The organism is Oscillibacter valericigenes, assembly GCF_016902445.1.
Lineage (GTDB): Bacteria > Bacillota > Clostridia > Oscillospirales > Oscillospiraceae > Oscillibacter > Oscillibacter avistercoris.
The window spans coordinates 184456-202806 of record NZ_JACSNX010000003.1 but is presented as its reverse complement, the minus strand read 5'-3'; the positions used below and the strand labels follow the sequence as shown (position 1 = coordinate 202806).

At 60.4% G+C, this 18351-nt stretch carries 14 protein-coding genes; 10 read left to right on the top strand and 4 right to left on the bottom strand.

The window, feature by feature from the left end; all coding sequences use genetic code 11:
• The 5 genes from H9X91_RS04510 to H9X91_RS04490 form a co-directional block, all read left to right on the top strand.
• Positions 1-1781 (top strand): leucine-rich repeat domain-containing protein (locus tag H9X91_RS04510; RefSeq protein WP_204802953.1); only part of this gene is annotated, 1781 nt, incomplete at its 5' end.
• 137 nt (positions 1782-1918) lie between these two features.
• On the top strand, positions 1919-2287 hold the full coding sequence (gene sepF, locus H9X91_RS04505; RefSeq protein ID WP_204802951.1) for a cell division protein SepF: 369 nt from the start codon (positions 1919-1921) through the stop codon (positions 2285-2287).
• A gap of 256 nt (positions 2288-2543) precedes the next feature.
• Positions 2544-4142, top strand: a complete 1599-nt coding sequence (locus tag H9X91_RS04500) for a VWA domain-containing protein (protein WP_204802949.1) — start codon at positions 2544-2546, stop codon at positions 4140-4142.
• Positions 4142-4777 (top strand): 5-bromo-4-chloroindolyl phosphate hydrolysis family protein, encoded by a 636-nt coding sequence (locus H9X91_RS04495; RefSeq protein WP_204802948.1) that lies wholly within the window; start codon positions 4142-4144, stop codon positions 4775-4777. Before H9X91_RS04500 ends, H9X91_RS04495 begins: the two co-directional genes overlap by 1 nt.
• Positions 4756-5826: a hypothetical protein gene (locus H9X91_RS04490; RefSeq protein WP_204802945.1), complete on the top strand. Its 1071-nt coding sequence runs from the start codon at positions 4756-4758 to the stop codon at positions 5824-5826. The genes H9X91_RS04495 and H9X91_RS04490 overlap by 22 nt, the downstream gene beginning before the upstream one ends.
• A 139-nt stretch (positions 5827-5965) precedes the next feature.
• On the opposite strand, the gene H9X91_RS04485 is transcribed toward H9X91_RS04490, so the two are convergent.
• The 4 genes from H9X91_RS04485 to H9X91_RS04470 all read right to left on the bottom strand — a co-directional run bounded on the left by H9X91_RS04485 (position 5966) and on the right by H9X91_RS04470 (position 13761).
• Complete coding sequence (locus tag H9X91_RS04485; protein WP_243414418.1) at positions 5966-7768, bottom strand: ABC transporter ATP-binding protein; 1803 nt, start codon at positions 7766-7768, stop codon at positions 5966-5968.
• Between the two features lie 13 nt (positions 7769-7781).
• Positions 7782-9542, bottom strand: a complete 1761-nt coding sequence (locus H9X91_RS04480; protein ID WP_204802943.1) for an ABC transporter ATP-binding protein — start codon at positions 9540-9542, stop codon at positions 7782-7784.
• A 108-nt stretch (positions 9543-9650) separates the two neighbouring features.
• On the bottom strand, positions 9651-10340 hold the full coding sequence (locus H9X91_RS04475) for a TetR/AcrR family transcriptional regulator (RefSeq protein WP_204802941.1): 690 nt from the start codon (positions 10338-10340) through the stop codon (positions 9651-9653).
• A gap of 232 nt (positions 10341-10572) precedes the next feature.
• Positions 10573-13761, bottom strand: a complete 3189-nt coding sequence (locus H9X91_RS04470) for an S-layer homology domain-containing protein (RefSeq protein WP_204802939.1) — start codon at positions 13759-13761, stop codon at positions 10573-10575.
• Between the two features lie 466 nt (positions 13762-14227).
• On the opposite strand from H9X91_RS04470, the gene H9X91_RS04465 reads away from it, so the two are divergent.
• The 5 genes from H9X91_RS04465 to H9X91_RS04445 all read left to right on the top strand — a co-directional run bounded on the left by H9X91_RS04465 (position 14228) and on the right by H9X91_RS04445 (position 18228).
• Positions 14228-14899 (top strand): response regulator transcription factor, encoded by a 672-nt coding sequence (locus H9X91_RS04465; RefSeq protein ID WP_338111941.1) that lies wholly within the window; start codon positions 14228-14230, stop codon positions 14897-14899.
• Positions 14877-16364 (top strand): ATP-binding protein, encoded by a 1488-nt coding sequence (locus tag H9X91_RS04460; protein WP_204802935.1) that lies wholly within the window; start codon positions 14877-14879, stop codon positions 16362-16364. Before H9X91_RS04465 ends, H9X91_RS04460 begins: the two co-directional genes overlap by 23 nt.
• Positions 16365-16432: 68 nt before the next feature.
• Positions 16433-16798, top strand: a complete 366-nt coding sequence (locus H9X91_RS04455) for a hypothetical protein (protein ID WP_204802932.1) — start codon at positions 16433-16435, stop codon at positions 16796-16798.
• Positions 16799-16829: 31 nt separating this feature from the next.
• Complete coding sequence (locus H9X91_RS04450) at positions 16830-17459, top strand: alpha/beta fold hydrolase (protein WP_204802930.1); 630 nt, start codon at positions 16830-16832, stop codon at positions 17457-17459.
• Between the two features lie 238 nt (positions 17460-17697).
• A complete protein-coding gene (locus H9X91_RS04445; protein ID WP_204802928.1) occupies positions 17698-18228 on the top strand; it encodes a VanZ family protein in 531 nt (176 codons plus the stop codon).
• Positions 18229-18351 lie beyond the last annotated feature (123 nt).

Below are 18351 nucleotides of genomic sequence, written 5' to 3'. Positions count from 1 at the left end.
TGGACTACATCGAGGGCATCTCCTTCAAGACCTACATCGCCAATCACGGCGGAAAGGTCAGCGTAGAAGAGGCCCTGAATGTGATGATCCCCGTCCTGCGGGCGCTGACCGCTGTCCATGCGGAGGGCTTCATCCATCGTGACGTGACGCCGGACAACATCTACATCACGAAGGACGGCATGGTAAAGCTGCTGGACTTCGGCTCTGCCCGGTACTCTATCGGTGACAAGTCCAAGAGTTTGGACGTCATCCTGAAAGTCGGCTACGCGCCGAAAGAACAGTACATCCGCCGGAGCCGTCAGGGCCCGTTCACCGACGTCTACTCCTGCGCCGCCTGCTTCTATGCTGCCATCACCGGCTTTTTGCCGCCGGAGGCGCTGGAGCGGCTGGAACACGATGACCTGGTGCCGGTCTCCCAGTGCGGCATTGACATCCCGGAGTATCTGGACAAAGCCATTCTGAAGGGTCTTGCCGTCCAGCCGGAGGACCGGTTCCAGAACGCCCAGGAGTTCCTGGACGCCATCGAGTCCCAGCAGGTGGTGGAGGTGCCTGTTTCCGGAGGAAATACCGCCTCCTCCGCTCCGGAGAAGAAAAAGGTCAGGCCCGGGCTGATTGCGGGCTTGGCGGCGGTTGTAGTCGTTGCAATAGGCATCGGCATCGCCATCGGCGGGGGCGGCAGCTCGGGCGGTGACGGCGGAAGCTCCATCACGGAGGCGCTGGCGCCCAAGGTGACGATTGGAGGGCAGGCGTACAGCACCGCACTGACAGAGCTGAAGCTGGCGGACCAGGGACTGACGGATGCGGATATCCAGGACCTGGGGCAGCTGAAAAATCTGCAGGTCCTCTCTCTGGAGGATAACCCCGGCATTACGGACCTGTCTCCGCTGGCCGGTTTGACAGAGCTCACTGCGCTGAACCTCATGGGCACCGGCGCCACTGATCTGACGCCGATCTCCGGGCTGACCGGCCTGGAAGAACTGGATCTGGCCAATCCGGATCTGGCCGACCTCTCCCCGCTTGCCGGACTGACCGGTCTGAAAATCCTTTATCTGGATGATGGCAACATGGTCTCCAGTGCGATCACAGATCTGTCTCCGCTGGCCGGATTGACGGATCTTGAAGGGCTCTACATCCCCGCCAAGTCAAATTACACCGATTTTTCGCCGCTGGCCGGAATGGTCCACCTGAAAGAGCTGATCATGATGGGCTCCCAGTCCGATGGGACCAACAGCATCGACAGCCTGGATTTTCTCACAAATCTGAAGGACCTGGAACGGCTCCGCATTTCCGTCAGAAGCTGTGACCTGTCCCCCATTGCGGGGCTCACCAGCTTGAAAGAGATCCGAATGAACGGAGACCTGTATGCGGACAGCACCGCTGTCTTTCGGGATCTGACGCAGCTGGAGTCGCTGGTCCTCTATATGGGAAACTCCAGCCTCTGCCTGACTTCCGACATGTCGGACTTCTCCGGCCTGACAAAGCTGCGGTCACTGCACATTAATGTCTCCGGGCTGGAGAGCTATACAGGCCTGGAAAATCTGACGGAATTGGATGAATTGGCGATATCCTGCAATAAGGGCTCCAGCATCCGGGATCTGGAACCGCTGCGGAATCTGACACAGCTGCGGTCTCTGGAGCTGTATTTCGACGACGGCAATCCCACCGTGGACATCAGCGCCTTGTCAAACCTGACAGAGCTGCAATCCGTGATGCTCTCTCCCAGCCGGATCATTGCCGATCCGTCCCCCATCAGCCGCGTTCCGCACGCAGAGCTCCATTGAATGGTCGGCAGATCTGTGCGCCGGGCCGGACAGGTGGTTGACATATTGTCCCGCAGGGCGGATAATAGAACCATCATCCCAGACTGGACCCCGCCTCATGTGTGCCGGGGCCCGCACGGAAAACTGGAGGTGGCCTTATGTCCTTTCTGTCTGTCGTCCGGGACCGGATCGCATCCTGGTCCGCAGTCCTTCACGGAAATGCTCCGTCTGCACCGGATCTGGAAGCAGATCTGCCGCCGGCACACCGTTCTCCCCGCTCCAGGATCGTGGTCCAGGCGCCCAGAGGGCTGGATCAGACGGAAGATGTGGTGGATATCCTTCAAAGCGGCAGCTCCGTGGTGCTCAATCTGGAAAGAGACAGCTACGATGTCGCGCGGCGCCTGCTGGACTTAGTGGCCGGCGTGGCCTATCACAACGAAAACCAGATCCGCAGAGTTGCCCCCAACACCTTCCTGATCGTCCCCTTTGACGCAGAAATCCTGACGATCCAGGACCCTTTCTCCTGATCCGCATCTCTGCGGCTCTGCTGAGCCTTGACAGGGACCCGATACAGCGGAACGATCCGCTGTGCCGGGTCCTTTTTCTGCCCCTGCCGAAAGCGCAGACCGGCTCTCTGCAGATTTTACGCAGATTTTACAGCAGTTTGACCAGCTCTTTTTCTTCCCGTGCTATAAGTTCGTTTGGGTCATTTTATGCCGCGCAGGTGCTGTGGGCATGGTCTTCCATGCGCCGGCGCCTTTCCGGGAAGAAGAGGGGTTTTCTATGAGACGATTGGTGTGTGCGGCGCTGCTGCTTGTCTTTTTGACAGCCTGCGGAGCCGCTGGTCCGGAGGCGATCCCGCATGCGGATCAGGAGGAGCCGCCCGCAGATCTCAGCGGGGTGACGCTGCGGATCCTGTCCGGCTCGGAAAACCAGGAGCTGGAAGAGATCCTGGATGCCTTTTCACAGGAGAGCGGCATTCGGATCGAGATGACGTACCAGGGCTCTCTGGACATCATGCGCATCCTGCAGAGCGGGGCCGCGGACTATGACGCAGTCTGGCCGGCCAGCAGCCTGTGGCTCACCACAGGAGACACGCAATACCGGGTGAAGCATGCAGAGTCCATCTCTGTCACCCCCGTGGTGTTCGGCATCCGACAGAGCCTGGCGGAGGATCTGGGATTCGTGGGGCGGGAGGTCTCCGTCTCCGACCTGCTCACGGCGATCCGTTCCGGCCGGCTGAAATTCTGCATGACCTCCGCCACACAGTCCAACTCCGGATGCAGCGCCTACATCGGCTTTCTCTACGCCCTGCTGGGCAGCCCCGACGTCATCACATCGGAGGTCCTGCAGGATCCCAGCCTGGCCGCGCAGATCACATCACTGCTCTCCGGCGTGGACCGGTCCTCCGGCAGTTCAGACTGGCTGAAGGACCTGTTTCTCACCGGCGGCTATGACGCCATGGTCAACTATGAGTGCCTCATCATCAGCGCCAACCAGGAGCTGGAGGCGCGGGGCGAGGAGCCGCTGTACGTGGTCTATCCATACGACGGCCTGTCTCTGGCGGATTCTCCGCTCGGGTATCTCGACAGCGGGGACAGCCGCAAGGAGGCGGCCTTTCTGGCCCTCCAGGCATATCTGCTGTCCGATGAGGTGCAGAATGCAATCCAGCGCACCGGCCGGCGGACCGGATATGACGGCGTCTCCCCTGAAAATGAGGACGTCTTCCGCACAGACTGGGGCGTGCAGCCTCAGCGCGTCCTCTCCCCCATCCGCATGCCCTCCGCGGATGTGCTGATGGAGTGCCTGGACCTGTATCAGACCGAGTTCCGCAAGCCGTCTCTCACCGTCTACTGCCTGGATTACTCCGGCAGCATGCTGGGCGCAGGGCGGGATCAGATGGTGGAGGCCATGCGGCAGATCCTGATCCAGGAGCAGGCAGCCCAAAATTTGCTTCAGGCCTCTGAAAACGAAGTCAATGTCCTGATCCCCTTCTCCGGCATCCCCCGGGACGTGTTCACCGCCAGCGGCAACGGAGCCGAGCTGGAGGGGCTCTATGACCGGGTGGAGGCCGAAGAGGTCTCCGGCGGCACGGATATTTACGCAGCCGCGGCAGAGGGCCTGCGTCAGCTGGCCGCATACGATCTCACCCGCTATACACCTGCCGTCATCCTGATGACGGACGGCGTGTCCGACGGCAGTCCGGACGATTTTCGGCAGGTCTATGAAGACCTGGATGCAGACGTTCCGGTGTTCTCCATTATGTTCGGCAGCGCAGACCCCACCCAGTTGGAGTCGCTGGCAGAGCTGACACACGCCCGGGTCTTTGACGGCCGTGAGGACCTGATCGGCGCATTCCGAAGCGTAAAGGGGTATAACTGATGAAAAAAGGAACGCTGCTTCAGACAGCGGCCGCCCTGGCGGCCGCCTGCCTGGTGTTTTTCACCCTGGCCCTGGGGCTCCGATGGGATCTGCTGCTCAGCGCGGTCCTGGCCGTGGGAGTCTATGTGGGGCTGTCCCTGCTCCTTTCGCCCAGGCGGGACCGCAGCGCCAGGTTCTTTGCCTCACGTGCGGATGGCGCAGAGCTGTCCGCGGTCATGGAGCAGGCTGCCCGGGATCTGAAACAAGTGCGCCTCTCCGCGGGAAGGATCACGGACATCAAGACCCGGGAGACTGCCGAGCATTTGGCGGACACCAGCTCCCGCATTTATGACTATCTCCGGAAGCATCCGGAGAAGATCCCGTCAGTCCACCGCTTCCTCACCTACTGTCTGGACACAATGGGCAGGATCCTGGTCCAGTATGTCGCCTACCAGGAGGCCGGCCTACGGACACCCGAGGTGCTGGATTTTCAGCGGAAGGTGCGCGCCGCCCTTCCCAAGCTGAAAGAGGGATTCGATCAGCAGCTGACACAGCTCATGGCTGACGAGCGTTTTGACACCGAGGCAGACATGAAGGTCATGGAGACACTGCTGCAAACGGAGGGATTTCCGACATGGGAAACAAGTCAAGAGTGATCGGCCTGCTGATCCTGCTGGCAGTCATCGGGATCGGAGCCGCCTATCTTCTTCTGGGAGGCGGTGCGGCCCCGGCGGCCGCGGCCGCTCTCCGGGGCTATGTGGGCGGAGAGAAGATCGGCCTGCTGGAGGACCCGGAGGTCCAGGCGATCCTGGCGGACGACTATCGCCTGACGCTGGATTATGCAAAGGCCGGCTCCCTGGACATGGTGGCTGCCGATCAGACGGGGCGGGACTTTCTGTTTCCCTCCAGTCAAAACGCGCTGGAATATTATCAGCAGATCCACGGGGCTCCTGTGAAAAGCGAGATCATCTTCAACACGCCGCTGGTCCTCTATACCCACATGCCGGTCCTGGAGGCCTTCCTGGCGCGCGGTCTCGCAGCAGAGCGGGACGGCTGCTATTACATGGATATGGCCGGATTGGCGGCGCTGATGGAGGCCGGTACTTCCTGGGCGGAGCTGGGCCTGCCGGAGCTGTACGGGCCGGTGGCCGTCAGCACCACGGACCCGGTGCGCTCCAACTCCGGCAACATGTTCGCCGGTCTGCTGGCCAATGTGCTGTGCGGAGGGGTGGCGGACGAGACGTCTGTGGAAGCGGTCCTTCCCCGTCTCCAGACGATCTTTGAGAAGCTGGGATACATGGAGGCCTCCTCTTCCGACCTCTTCGATCAGTTTCTGAAGACCGGCATGGGCGCAAAGCCCATCATCGCCGCCTATGAAAACCAGCTGCTGGAGTTTGCCGCGGAGAATCCGGATGACTGGGCACAGCTGCAGGACGACATCGTGCTGGTCTATCCGACGCCCACTGTCTGGTCCTCCCACATCTATATCGCAACGGATGAGGCCGGCACCGCCGGCATCGACGCCCTGCTGGATGACCAGGTCCAGCAGCTGGCCTGGGAAAAGCACGGCTTCCGCACAGAGGTCTCCGGCACGGAGAGCGGTTCGGACCACTTCCAGGTCCCGCACCTGGCCGGAGAGATCACCCAGGTCGTGTCCATGCCCAATTACGCCACCATGGAAAAGATCATCGCCGCGCTTACGTGATCCGGATCTGCCGGAAGATGTTCCCCACTCCCGCCTCAGTCACTGAAAAAGCCAGCGTTCCGTTGGAACGCTGGCTTTTTTGCAGGGCTCAGCTCCCCCTGCCGGAGACCGGCCGCTCCGCTCCCGCTGCAGGGCCCCCTCAGGAGGCAGCCTTTTCAAACTGGCTGTTGTAGAGGTCTGCGTAGAAGCCGCCCCGTGCCAGAAGCTGGTCGTGGGTGCCCTGCTCGATGATGTCGCCGTCCTTCAGCACCAGGATCAGGTCGGCGTTCTTGATGGTGGACAGACGGTGGGCGATGACGAAGCTGGTGCGGTGTTCCGTCAGCCGGTCCATAGCCTGCTGAGTGATGAGCTCCGTCCGGGTATCCACCGAGGAGGTGGCCTCGTCCAGGATCAGCATGGGATTGCCCTGGATCATGGCCCGGGCGATGGTCAGCAGCTGCTTCTGCCCGGCGGAGATGGCGATGCTGTCGTCCAGCACGGTGTCGAATCCCTGGGGCAGCGTCTCGATGAAGTGGTAGATGCCGCAGGCCCGGCAGGCCTCCTCCAGCTGCTGGTCCGTCACGCCGGTCTTGTTGTAGACCAGGTTCTCCCGGACGGTGCCCTCAAACAGCCAGGTATCCTGCAGGACCATGCTGAACAGGTCATGGACGCTCTCCCGGGTCATCTCCGAGGTGGGGACGCCGTCGATCTTGATCCTTCCGCTGTTGATCTCAAAGAACCGCATCAGCAGGTTCACCAGGGTGGTCTTGCCCGCCCCGGTGGGGCCCACGATGGCCACCTTCTGGCCCGGCCGGATGTGGGCGGAGAAGTCCTTGATGATGATCTTGTCCGGGTCGTTGGGGTAGCTGAACCGGACGTGGTCAAACTCCACCTCGCCGCGGACATCGGCGAGGGCGGTGCGCTTGCCGGTCTCGTCGGACAGCTCTTCCTCGTGGAGGAAGTCGAAGATGTGGTCGCCGGCGGCGGCCGCCGTCTGCATCTGGGTCATGCCCTGGGCCAGGGTGCTCAGAGGCGAGGTGAACAGCCGCACATAGAGGATGAAGGCCACGATGACGCCGAAGGAGATCTCCCCGCTCATGGCCAGGGCGGAGCCCAGAACGCACACCACCACATACCCCAGGTTGCCGATGATGGTCATCAGAGGCTGCATGATGCCGGAGAGGAACTGACTGCGCCACTCTGCGTCGTACAGGGCGGCGTTCATGCCGCCGAAGGTCTCCTTCACCTGTTCATTGGCCCGGGAGAGGCGCACCACGTCGTGGCCGGAGTACATCTCCTCGATGTAGCCGTTCAGGACGCTCAGATTCTCCTGCCGGGCGGAAAAGTACTTCTGGGACCGGAGCATCACCGCGGCCATGATCAGGAAGCCCACCAGGGTGACGGCGATGGCCGCCAGGGCCATGCGCCACTCGGTGACGAACATCATCACCAGGCAGCCGATGAACTGCGCCGCCGCGCTGATCATGGAGGGCAGGCTGTTGGCCAGGGCCTGCTGCAGGGTGCTGACGTCGTTGGTGACCCGGCTGAGGATGTCGCCGTAGGACACCTTGCTGAAATAGCTCATAGGCACCCGGTTGATCTTCCGGGACAGGTCCTGCCGCATGTCCCGGGACAGCTCCAGGGTGACGGTGGCCATGATATAGTGTTCCACATAGGTGAATAGGGCGCTGAGACCGTAGATCACCAGCAGGATCACGCCGATATGGCCGATGGCGGCCATATCGATCTCCCCGCCCAGAGCGTCGGAGATCAGGTCCGTGATCTGGCTGAGCAGGTTGGGGCCGATGATGGTCAGCACCGCGCCGGCCACGGCGAAGAGAAACGCCACGGCGGAGGGCACTTTCAGTTTGCTGGAATAGGTGAACAGCTCCTTCAGCACGCCGCCGATGCCCCGCTTGCTCTTGGCCGGCGCCCGCATCCTGTTCTGCATCATATTTGGCATCTTGTATCCCTCCTTATGCCACCAGCTCTTCCCGGGAGAGCTGGGACCGGGCGATCTCCTGATAGACGGGGCAGGTCTGCATCAGTTCCCTGTGGGTGCCCATCCCCACCATCTTCCCCTCGTCCAGGACGATGATCTTGTCCGCGTTCCGGATGGTGCCGATGCGCTGGGCCACGATCAGACGGGTGGTGTCCTTCAGCTCCCGGTCCAGGCCGGCACGGAGTTTTGCATCCGTCCGATAGTCCAGGGCGGAAAAGGAGTCGTCGAACACCAGGATCTCCGGCCGTCTCGCCAAAGCCCGGGCGATGGAGAGCCGCTGCTTCTGTCCGCCGGAGACGTTGGTGCCCCCCTCTGCGATGGGGGCGCGGATGCCGCCGGGCATCCTGTCCACAAATTCGCTGGCCTGGGCCAGGTCCAGGGCCTTTTGGACGTCCTCGTCGGAGTTCCCGCCCCGGCTGGCACCGAACAGCACGTTGCTTCGGATGTCGCCGGAGAACAGGACGGCCTTCTGGGTCATATAGCCGATACGGTCATACAGGGCGTCGAAGGTGTAGTCCCGCACGTCCACTCCGTCCACCAGCACCTGGCCCTCCGTGGCGTCGTAGAACCGGGCGGCCAGGCTCACCAGAGTGGTCTTGCCGCTGCCGGTGGCGCCGATGAAGGCCACTGTCTCTCCCCGCCTGGCGGTGAAGCTGATGTGCTCCAGCACATTTTTGTCAGAGGATGGGTAGTGGAAGGAGACGTCCCGGAACTCCACGGTGCCGGCCTCCGGGGCGTCGGTGCGGGTGCCCTGGGTCAGGCTGTTCCGGGTCTCCAGCACCTCGTTGATCCGCTGGGCGGACACCTGGGCCGCCGGGATCAGCATGATGATCATCACCATCATCATGATGGACATGATGACGTAGGTGGCGTAGGTGCCGAACACCACGATGTTGCTGAAGGTGGCAAGCCTTGCGGCGGTGTCCGCTGCGGAGACGCCGTTCACAATGGAGGCGCCCACCCAGTAGATCACCAGGGACAGGGCGTTCATGGCCAGGGTGACGCCGGGCATCAGGAAGGCGAAGGCCCTCTGGTTGAACAGCTGCGTGTGCATCAATTCTTCATTGCCCCTCTGGAACTTGGCATTCTGGTAGTCCTCGGCGTTGTAGGCGTGGACCACATTGATGCCGTTCAGGTTCTCCCGGGCCACCAGATTGATGCGGTCCGTGAGCTTCTGCACCCGGCGGAACCGGGGCACAACGACCCCGATGATGACCACCATCATCACCAGCAGGGCTGCAACGAAGCCCGCCGTAATGGCGGAGAGGGTCCAGCTCTTGCCCACGATCTTGATGATGGCCCACACCGCCATGATGGGAGATTTGATCAGGATCTGCAGGCCCATGGCCGTCAGCATCTGCACCTGGGTGATATCGTTGGTGGTGCGGTTGATGAGGCTTGGGACGGAGAAGGCCATCATCTCCTGCTGGCCGAAATCCGCGATCTTGCGGAACACCGCCTCCCGGACGGAGAAGCTGAACCCGGCGGCCACTTTGGCCGTCAGATAGCCGCAGATGACGCACAGCACGGCGCTGGCCAGGGTGCAGCCCAGCATCTCCAGGCCGGTGTGCAGGATGTCCGCCAGGGTGCTGTCCGGTGTTTTGATCAGAACGGTCAGGTCGCTCATGTAATCCGGCAGCGACAGGTCGAAGTAGATCTGTCCCAGGATGAGCACGGCGCAGGCGGCGGCCATGGTCCATTCCCGCCGCCGCAGATTGTGAAGCAATTTCAGCATATCGATCCTCCCCGATCAGTGATTTGGCTGGAAAACGCGGTCCCCGGGACCGGTGAGATATCCCCGCCCCGGCAGAAGGCAGCGGGGCGGCGCCAGCTGTGGCATCTTTCAGGCCGCCCCGCCGGATCCTGCGGGGTCCGGTCCGTCCCCCGGCTGCAGCGGATCCGCCGGACAGCCCGGCTGCCTGAGCACGCCGAACAGGAACAGGTCCAGCATCTCCCCTGCCTGTTCCAGCACGGCATGCAGATCTGTGCCGGTCTTTCCGCTCTGGTAATAGCAGCTCGCGACATTCTGAAAGAAATATCCGACGCTCTCCAGATACCGGGTCGCCTTCTCCTGGTCCAATCCGGGACGGAGCGGCATCTTTCCCACCAGCCGCCGCAGGAACTCCCGGTTCATTCTGCGGATGGGGGCCCGCAGCTGGTGGATCTGCTCCGCCAGAAGCTTGGGCGGCCGGAGCATGGCTGTTTCAAAAATCATTTTCTCTCTGGGGTTCTGCTGGAAAAAGTGTTCCCGGATCAGGAAGTACTCCCGGATGTCATTCAGCGTGTCCTGCCCGTCCAGCAGTTCCGCATGCTGCTCCACATAGTCCTTCAGCTCCGCAAAGGTCCGCTCCACGCACAGCAGGAACAGGGCATCCTTGCTGGAGTAATAGTGGTACATCATGCCCTTGGAGATCCCATGGTTGCCGCAGATCCGCTCCATATTCACGTTGTCGTAGCCAGAGGTCCCGAACTCTTCCAGTGCCGCCTGGTAGATCTCTTCCCTGCTGCGCTCCTGCCGCTCTTTCTGTGTCATTCCGCACTGCTCCCTTCCGCCGGTCTCGTCCGCGTCTATTTTATAGACGATATCGTCTATATTTTGAAAGTATCGTATTTTCAGACGATTTCGTCTGTATGGATTTCATGAAAAAATCGTGAACTTTCTGAAAACGACTGCGCCGCCGGACCGGGGTCCTGCAATGCGGAAGGGCCGCGGGATCGGATGATCCCGCGGCCCTTTGTGATGCCGTTATATTTTTGTCAGGCGCTCAGTCTGCGGTCTCCCCCATCTGGGCAAACCGCATCAGCATGACCGACATATGCGCCCGGGTCAGGCTGGCCTGGGAGGCAAAGGTCCCGTCAGAGCGCCCCTCCACAATATGGTTGGACGCACACCAGCAGATGCCGTCGGCATAGGCGCCGGGGATGCTGGCCGCGTCGCTGAAGGTGCTCAGTTCCACGGCAGAGGTCATGTCCATCCCCTTGAGCTTGGCATAGCGGGCCAGGATGGTGGCGAACATGCCCCGGGTCAACGGCCGGTCAGGCGAGAACACACCGGCACCGGTACCCTGCATGATGCCCTGCTGGGAGACCCAGGAGATGGCGTCCCGCTGCTGGCTGCGCTCATCCACGTCGGTGAACGCCGTGGTCATTTCGCAGTCCGGCTGACCGGCCAGGTTGTAAATGGCCTGGGCGGCCTCGGCCCGGGTGATGACCTCCCCGCCGCCGAACACGTAGGGCTTCTCGCCGGAGACCAGCTTGTGCTCCGTCACATAGGCCGCGCCGTCGTAGAACCAGTCTGCGCTGTCCACATCGGAGTAGTCGGTGATCTTCTTGCCGTCCCGGACGGTGTTGCGGATCTCATAGGTGTCCACCACGTTCCAGTTGTTCCAGGCGTCCATCTCCTCCTTCTCGTCGGTGTCGCTGTCGGCGCACTGGTAGGCGGTGCCGGTGATGGCATCCTCGGAGATGGTGATGATGGAGAACACCTGCTGGTCCTCGTCATCCACATAGCAGTCGGTGGCGTAGTCGCTGCGGTCCGGCAGGTACTCATAGTACTTGTTGCCCACGGTGCCGCCGGTGATGAAGGTGGTGCCGTCGCCGGTGTTGGCCTTGATGTCGTTGGCGGCGGTGGCCCGGATGTAAATGTGGTCGTGGCCGTTCAAGAACAGGTCCACGCCCAGGGCATCGATGGACCACTCGGAGTCATTGATGAAGTAGTCAATGACCTCGGAGGCCGGATGGTTGGAGGTATAGGGGCCGGCGTGGGTCAGCATGACGCGCCACTTTTTGTCGGAGCTCTCATAGCACTTCTTGGCCCACTGGAGCTGCTTGGCGATGATGTCCGCCTTCTCCTCCGGCGGCGTCACCTCCGTGTTGATGACCACGATGCAGGCGTCGCCGTACTCGATGCAGCCGATGGTGTTGTCAAACTCCGTGCCGCTGTCGCCGCCGGGCATGTTGAACCGCTGGGCAAAGGACACGAAGCCCCAGTCGCCCTTCATCTCGTGGTTGCCGGGGACGGTGATGGTGGGGATGGCGGCGTAGTAGTCGCCCATGACCTCGAAGCAGGCCTCCCACTCGGTGGCCTTGTAGCCGTCCTGGGTGGTGTCGCCGCCGCTCATGATGAACTCCGGCGTCACCAAGGTGGTGGCATAGTCCAGGCTCTTCTTGAAGGACATGTAGTCGTCCGTGGAGACAGACTGGGGATCGGAGACGAAGATGAAGGAGAATTCATCAGCGTCCGGCGAGGTGGGGGCCTTGAAGGTGTGCTCCTCGCTCATGAACTGGCCGCCGTCGCCCACCCGGTAGACGTACATGGCATCGGGCTCCAGGTCCTTCAGCACCGCCTGATGGGTGGCCAGCTCCTTCCAGCCCGGGGTCACGGCGTCCACATAGCTGGTGCCCCGGACGGTCTTCCAGCTGCTCTCCCCCTGTTTCTTGTACTGGATGACAGAGGCGGTGACCTCCGGCACTGTGATCCAGCTGAACCGCAGGTTCCCCTGGGTGGTGTCCGGGGTCATGGTGATCTGGCTGGGCTCGCCCAGGATGCTGCCGTCATCCACAAAAACCTGGATGGGTGCCGTCTTGTCGTAGGGCTTGGTGAGGGTCTGGCCATCCGCCTGGATCTCCAGGTAGTAGAACAGGTCACCCGCCTTGTCAGAGGGCAGATCCACCGTGCAGGTGGTGCCGGAAACCGTCATGGGCAGCTCCTTGGACAGATCGTCCGCAGTGTAGCCGTAGTGCAGCACCGCGCTCGTCACGTTGGAGGCGCCCGCCACACGGGTGGTCACGGCCGTCTTGGCATTCTGGTCCACGTCGTTCACGGCCCGGGAGATGATCCGGGGGCCGTCCGCGGTGAAGTCCACCGCCGCAAAGATGGCGGGGTCATAGCCCTTCAGGATGGGCTGGCGCAGACTGTCGCTCCAGGTCCAGGCGTTGTTGAAATCCCATCCCAGGTCCACATAGGTCTGTTTCTGATGCAGAGCGTCCGCGGAGACATCCTCCCACTGAATGGGCTGGAAAGCGGGCTCGTTGCCGGCCAGCAGGGTCCCCTCCCAGGCGATGTTGCCGGAGATGTTGGTGGCCGCCTCGTCGTCCAGCTGGCCCACGATCTTATCCACGTTCCGGGTGCCGGAGATGGAGGTCTGTGCGGAGACGCAGCCGATGATCCGGTCGCCGGCGTTGAAGGACCCGGCGATGCCGCCGGCGGAGCCGTTCTCGCCATAGGCATTGACCGTACCGGCTGCAAAGCTGTTGCCTACGAAGCCGCCGCCGTCCTGGATACCGGCGATGCCGCCCACGTCATAGGGGGCCTCCACGTTGGCATTGACATAGCAGTTCTCCACGTGGCCGATGATCGGTCCCTCGCCCTCTTTCACCTTTCCGGCGATGCCGCCGCTGGTGTGGGAGTTGGACAGGTCGTCCACCCACACGTGGCCGGTGACCACGCAGCCGGTGATGGTGCCGTAGGTGACGCCGGCGATGCCGCCCACGTTCTGCTGGCCCCGGATCTCACAGTCGAGCATGGCCACGTTCTTCACGTAGGCCTGGTCATTCTCATTGCCCACGTAGCCGAACAGGCCCACGTATTTCTTGGGGTAATCGATGGTCAGGTTGCGGATCACATGGTACCGGCCGTCGAAGGTGCCCAGATAGCCCTCCTCCTTCTCGGAGGCGATGGGCCGGAAGCCCTCCCACCCGGCCATGTCGATGTCCGCTGTCAGCACGTAGTTCCCGTCCCGGGGGGCACCCTCCTTCCAGGTGCCGGAGAGATATATCAGCTGGGCGGGGGTGCTGATCTCATAGACATCCTCCGCCGCGTTGTACACAGGCGCCACGGCATCCTCCGGCCCCTTGGCTGCCGCTGTGGTCACCAGCAGCGAAGAGGCCATCGCAAAGCACAGAAGCAGGCTCAACAGCCGTTTTCGGGTCCTCTGGAAGGATCGTCTACTCATAAGAATACCCCTTTCCCATTTTTTGATTTCAGTTTCCGCCGTTTTTCGAAAACGCTTGCGTAACTGTTGATTTCAATATATACCTCCAGATTTGGATTATCAACCACATTTTTGTTCATTTCAGACATTCTTGTGAGATATATCGAATATCTTTCCTGTTTTTTGTTGGATTTTTAAAAGCGACTTTGAATTTTTGATCCCAGCATTTCGTAAACGCTTACCATAGTTGACCGTTCTCACTGCCGTTGCTCCGCATCTGCGGTCGCAGGACCTCCCTCCCCTCGCAGGATACCGGACGCGCCGACTGTGAACTTTTCTCTCAGATCACTTTTTTCATGTGCAGCAATGCCTGTAATGGGTTTTCACTGAACAGGTATTTTCGAAAAAGTTCTCCTGCAGGCGGCAAAATGTGCAGAATCTCCATGATAAATTCACATTTCCATGGTATACTCCTGGCAGGTGATCGATGATGAAAACGATTCTGATCGTGGAAGATGAGCCGGATATCCAGGAACTGCTGTGCACCTATCTCCGGGACGCGGGCTATGAGACCGCCGCTGCCGGCGACGGCGTGCTGGCAGTGGAGCTGTTCCGCTCCCGGCATTTCGATCTGGTGCTGCTGGATGTCATGCTGCCCAAGATCGATGGGTTTGGCGTCTGCGAGCTGATCCGCCGCCAGTCCCAGGTGCCCATCCTCATGGTGACGGCTCTGGACGGCGAGGACCAGCAGCTCCGGGGGTTCGGCCTGGATGTGGACGATTACATCACAAAGCCCTTTTCCATGCCTGTCCTGCTGGAGAAGATCCGGGTGATCCTGCGCCGCAGCGGCGGGGCCGGGAGCAGCAGCCGCCTGCGCTATCGGGGGCTTGAAATGGATCTGGACACCCGGGAAGTCACTGCGGAGGGCCGTCCGCTGGACCTGACCGCCCGGGAATTCGAGCTGCTCCATACCTTTCTCTCTGCGCCGGGCCGGGTATTCACCCGGGAGATGCTGCTGGCCAAGCTGTGGGGCTATGACTTCTTCGGCGACACGCGGGTGGTGGACAGCCACATCAAAAATCTCCGCCACAAGCTGGGTGGAGACTACATTGAAACCGTGAGAGGGGTGGGCTACCGTGCTGCGAAAGAAAATCCGTGAGCGTCTGGCGGTCCGTATCTTCCTGCTCACCTTCCTGCTGCTGCTGGGAGCGGGGGGACTCACCTTTGCCCTGATCGCCTGGGCCACCCCCATCACCTACACTGCCGTGATCAGTGACCGGCTCCAGGCACAGGTGGACGACCTTACCCAGCGGCTGGCGCAGACCAACCTGGCCGACGCGGGCCCCCTTCTGGACGCCTTTGTCCGGGAGAGCGGAGCGGAGGCGGCATTGGCGGCCCCCGGCGGGGCGGAGGCGGACACCGGCTCCCTGCTGGTCCTGCCGGCGGAGGACTGGCAGGTGTCCGTCACCGTGTCCGGGGCGGATGACTCGGTCCAGACCTATGACGCCGACACCTACCAGGTGCAGATCGACCGGGCCGACCGTGTGGTGACCGCCACACAGACGGGACTCCTCACTGCCCAGGTCACCTTCGCCGACCAGGAGGGGATCTATCAGCTGCTGGTCTCTCCCCAGCTCCGCCTGGCCAATCAGGCGGTAGAAGCCCTGGGACGGGTGGCGCCCTGGCTGGCCCTGGCCCTGCTGGCCTTCTCGCTGCTGTGCGCAGTGGGGTATTCCCGCTGTCTGGCAAAGCCCATCGTCCGTATCAGCGCCATCGCCGGAAAGATGGCGGAGCTGGATTTCCAGTGGAAGTGCGGAGAGACCCGGCCGGATGAGATCGGCCAGCTGGGCCGGAGCCTGGACGAGATGGCGGGAAAGCTCTCCGCAGCTCTGACGGAGCTGGAGAGCGCCAACCAGGCCCTGCTGGGAGAGGTCGAGCGGGAGCGGGAGCTGGACCGGCAGCGGATGGCCTTTTTCAATGCCGCCTCCCATGAGCTGAAGACCCCAGTCACCATTTTGAAGGGGCAGCTCTCCGGCATGCTGGAGGGGGTGGGGGTGTACCGGGACCGGGACAAGTACCTGCTGCGGTCCCTCCAGACCACCGGGCGGATGGAAAATCTGATCCGGGAGATGCTGGCCATCTCCCGGATGGAGGCCGGCACTGTCCCGGTGAAGCGGGAGCCGGTGGACCTGGCTGCCCTGACAGCGGAGCGGCTGGCGCAGGACGCAGAGCTGTTCCGCCAGCGGGGGCAGGTGCTGCTGCCTCAGCTGGACACAGGGACCATGGTCACCGGGGATCCCGCCCTGCTGGGCAGGGCGGTGGGGAACCTGCTGTCCAACGCCTCCCTCTACTCGCCGGAGAATGCGGAGATCCGGGTGTGGTGCGGTCTCCGGGACGGCCGTCCCGCCCTGACGGTGGAGAACTCCGGGACCCGGATCCCGGAGGTAGCCCTGCCCCATCTCTTTGATGCCTTTTACCGGGCCGAGGGGTCCCGAAGCCGGAGCACCGGAGGCAGCGGCCTGGGACTCTATCTGGTGAAGATGATCCTGGACCGGCACGGGGCGGTGTGTGCCATTGAGAATACAGAGGAGGGGGTGCGGGCCACAGTGCGGTTTTCTGGTTGAGGGTACGGTGGATTTTATGGACATGATATGTTAAACTGTAATGATTACATTGCGAATGAGGAAAAATGATGAAAAAATTAGGTTTCGCTTGTATCTTATGCTTTTCTCTGGTGCTGTTGAACGCTTGCGGCAACGCCACGTTTAATGGCAGCAGCACCGGGAATGACACCCAGTTTATCATGGAATATAGTATCTTAAATACTTCCGATCATAGAGAGATGTCTTTGAAGACGGGAGATGTCATTGATACAACCATCGTGAGCGACGCTGGAAGTGTGGACATTCAGGTAGAAAACAGTGCGGGTGATTCTATCTATTCAGAAACAGATGTCCCTACTTCTGAGTTTGAAATTCCGATTTCCCAAGACGATACTTACACATTTACTGTTACAGGACACGGGGCCAAAGGGAGCGTAAGTTTTATAAAAAGCTGACTGAGAATAAATCAATCTGAGGGAGACACCCATGGAAAAGACGATTTTAGTTCACGGCTCCGGCCACAAGGCAGCCAGTTGGAAAGAGACCATCTCTTATCTGCACCACCGAGAGGACATCCTGTGTCCGGAGCTGTCCGCTATTCTGGACGGGCGGGAGGCCAGTTACTCCAGCCTCCGTACCGCCTTTGCGGCATACTGTGCCCAAGCCGACGGTCCGGTCAACCTATGCGGGCTCTCTCTGGGCGGCATCCTGGCCCTGGACTACACGCTGGAGCACCCGGAAACCGTCAAAACATTGGTGCTGATCGGTACCCCCCACAAGGTTCCCCGGGCAGCCTTTGCGCTTCAGAATATAGTGTTTCGCCTTCTTCCCAAGTCCATGTTTGCGTCCATGGCCTTTGATAAAAGGGATACCTTTGCCTTGGGAAATTCTATGAAAAATCTGGACTTCAGCGGAAGCGTGCATGAAATTCGGTGTCCGACCCTGATCCTCTGCGGAGAAAAGGACAGTACGAACATCAAATCCGCCCGCTTCCTGGCCCAAAATATCCAGGGCGCGGAGTTGCAGATCCTGACAAATACCGGCCATGTGATGAATGAAGAAGCTCCGAAGGCGCTGGCGGAGCGGCTGAACGCCTTTTATGCCGCGCACCCCTGACGGCCTTCCGGGCCGAGGGGTCCCGGAGTCGGGCCACCGGCGGCATGGGCCTTGGGCTGTATCTGGTGCAGATGATCCTGGACCGGCACGGGCAGCGTGTACTATCGAGAATCCGGCAACCGGGGTCCGGGTAGCGGCGCGGTTCTGCCTTGACTAGCTCGTATAAATATAGTACACTGCGTATGCCAAATTTTGAGATGCTATTGGCAATACTTGTTGATGATTAAGGAATTATTACATGGGAATCGTGATAGATTTTGTTGCTCTAATTTTACTGTATATATTTTGTTTTTACAAAAGATGGAAAGCAACTGGAAAAATTGCATTGCTTGTAAATACTGCGATGTATATATATTTGTCATTTGTGTTGTACTTTACGCTGATGCCAATTATAACCTCTCTGCCTTTTATTTTTAATCACCCTTATATGCCAATGAATCTTATTCCATTTATTGACATATTGGAGAGAAGGGGCGACTTTACAAAGCAGGTTGTTCTCAATGTGGTCATGACGATTCCTTTTGGATTTTTGCTACCATGCGTAAAGAGAGGATCCATCACGGCATTCAAAGCCCTTTTGTATGCGCTCCTGTTGAGTATCTGCATAGAGATTTTACAGCCATTGATCAATGGAGCAAGATCATCTGATATAACGGATGTAATCACAAATACCATTGGCGGAATAATCGGCTATACCGCATATGTTGTGTGCAAGCCATTTATCATAAAGGTCCTGTTCCACTGGGAGAATACAAGGTTTTGTGCTTGATTTATCAGGCCAAAACGTGAAATAAAATATGCGGTGTCCTATCAGTCTGCCGTTAAATCGTGGAAAGGAGTCAGTTCAAACAGAACTGGCTCCTTTTTCCAGAAATTTCTCCACGAAAACTCC

Excerpts from the sequence above, each read along its gene's own strand:
- sepF (WP_204802951.1), top strand. The coding sequence starts at position 1,919 with ATGTCCTTTCTGTCTGTCGTCCGGGACCGGATCGCATCCTGGTCCGCA.
- H9X91_RS04500 (WP_204802949.1), top strand. The coding sequence starts at position 2,544 with ATGAGACGATTGGTGTGTGCGGCGCTGCTGCTTGTCTTTTTGACAGCC.
- H9X91_RS04495 (WP_204802948.1), top strand. The coding sequence starts at position 4,142 with ATGAAAAAAGGAACGCTGCTTCAGACAGCGGCCGCCCTGGCGGCCGCC.
- H9X91_RS04490 (WP_204802945.1), top strand. The coding sequence starts at position 4,756 with ATGGGAAACAAGTCAAGAGTGATCGGCCTGCTGATCCTGCTGGCAGTC.
- H9X91_RS04485 (WP_243414418.1), bottom strand. The coding sequence starts at position 7,768 with ATGCCAAATATGATGCAGAACAGGATGCGGGCGCCGGCCAAGAGCAAG.
- H9X91_RS04480 (WP_204802943.1), bottom strand. The coding sequence starts at position 9,542 with ATGCTGAAATTGCTTCACAATCTGCGGCGGCGGGAATGGACCATGGCC.
- H9X91_RS04475 (WP_204802941.1), bottom strand. The coding sequence starts at position 10,340 with ATGACACAGAAAGAGCGGCAGGAGCGCAGCAGGGAAGAGATCTACCAG.
- H9X91_RS04470 (WP_204802939.1), bottom strand. The coding sequence starts at position 13,761 with ATGAGTAGACGATCCTTCCAGAGGACCCGAAAACGGCTGTTGAGCCTG.
- H9X91_RS04465 (WP_338111941.1), top strand. The coding sequence starts at position 14,228 with ATGATGAAAACGATTCTGATCGTGGAAGATGAGCCGGATATCCAGGAA.
- H9X91_RS04455 (WP_204802932.1), top strand. The coding sequence starts at position 16,433 with ATGAAAAAATTAGGTTTCGCTTGTATCTTATGCTTTTCTCTGGTGCTG.
- H9X91_RS04450 (WP_204802930.1), top strand. The coding sequence starts at position 16,830 with ATGGAAAAGACGATTTTAGTTCACGGCTCCGGCCACAAGGCAGCCAGT.
- H9X91_RS04445 (WP_204802928.1), top strand. The coding sequence starts at position 17,698 with ATGGGAATCGTGATAGATTTTGTTGCTCTAATTTTACTGTATATATTT.